Origin of the sequence: Streptococcus sp. k-628, assembly GCF_013277475.1 — a bacterium.
Taxonomy (GTDB): domain Bacteria; phylum Bacillota; class Bacilli; order Lactobacillales; family Streptococcaceae; genus Streptococcus.
Window position 1 is genome coordinate 1 of sequence record NZ_VMMZ01000124.1, and the last position, 1,367, is coordinate 1,367.

1 protein-coding gene is annotated in these 1,367 nt (G+C 41.8%); it reads left to right on the forward strand.

Annotation, left to right across the window (positions count from 1 at the left end; genetic code table 11):
• Nucleotides 1-114: 114 nt before the first annotated feature.
• On the forward strand, nt 115-1,281 hold the full coding sequence (locus HT730_RS10320) for an SIS domain-containing protein (RefSeq protein WP_081574864.1): 1,167 nt from the start codon (nt 115-117) through the stop codon (nt 1,279-1,281).
• Nucleotides 1,282-1,367: the final 86 nt, after the last annotated feature.

Genomic DNA, 1,367 nt, shown 5'->3' on the forward strand with positions numbered 1-1,367 from the left:
TTTCATTGAGTATAAGATGTGACAACGTGAAAATCGTTAGAGTATTTTATATAGAATATACATGGGAATGGGGCTTACTCCCATTCCCATATTTAATAGAAAAAGAGGAATTCAATGCTACATTATACAAAAGAAGACTTGCTCGAATTGGGTGCAGAAATCACTACACGTGAAATCTACCAACAGCCTGATGTATGGAAAGAAGCTTTTGAATCTTATCAAGCAAAACGTGAAGAAATTGCAGCCTTCCTACAAGGGGTCGCTGATAAACATGACTATATCAAGGTAATCTTGACAGGTGCTGGGACTTCTGCTTATGTAGGAGATACCTTGGTGCCTTACTTTAAGGAAGTCTATGACGAACGCAAATGGAATTTCAATGCTATTGCGACAACAGATATTGTTGCCAATCCAGAAACTTATTTGAAAAAAGATGTGGCAACTGTCCTTGTTTCCTTTGCCCGTAGTGGAAATTCACCTGAAAGTGTGGCGACTGTTGATTTGGCCAAAGCCTTGGTGGATGAGCTTTATCAAGTGACGATTACTTGCGCAGCAGATGGTAAATTGGCTCTTCAAGCCCATGGCGATGACCGCAATCTTTTGCTTTTGCAACCAACTGCTTCTAATGACGCTGGATTTGCCATGACTTCTAGCTTTACGTCTATGATGTTGACAGCTCTCTTGGTTTTTGATCCTACAGAATTTGCTGTTAAAGCTGAACGTTTTGAAGTTGTATCTAGTCTTGCTCGTAAAGTTTTAGACAAGGCAGAAGATGTCAAAGAGCTTGTTGACCTAGACTTTAACCGTGTCATCTACCTTGGTGCGGGTCCTTACTTTGGACTTTCTCATGAAGCTCAGCTCAAGATTTTGGAATTGACAGCTGGTCAAGTGGCGACCATGTATGAAAGCCCAGTCGGCTTCCGTCACGGTCCAAAATCTCTTATCAACGAAGATACAGTTGTTTTGGTCTTTGGTACAACGACAGACTACACTCGCAAGTACGACTTGGACTTGGTTCGTGAAGTTGCTGGTGATCAGATTGCCCGTCGTGTTGTGCTTTTGAGTGATCAAGCCTTTGGCCTTGAAAATGTCAAAGAAGTGGCTCTTGGTTGTGGCGGTGTCTTGAATGATATTTACCGTGTCTTCCCTTACATCGTTTATGCCCAACTCTTTGCCCTATTGACTTCACTCAAGGTAGAAAATAAACCTGATACACCGTCTCCTACTGGTACAGTAAACCGTGTGGTACAAGGTGTCATCATCCACGAATATCAAAAGTAATACTCTTCGAAAATCTCTTTAAACCATACTAGTGTCGCCTTGCCGTAGGTATATGATACTGACTCTGTCAGTTCTATCCACAACCT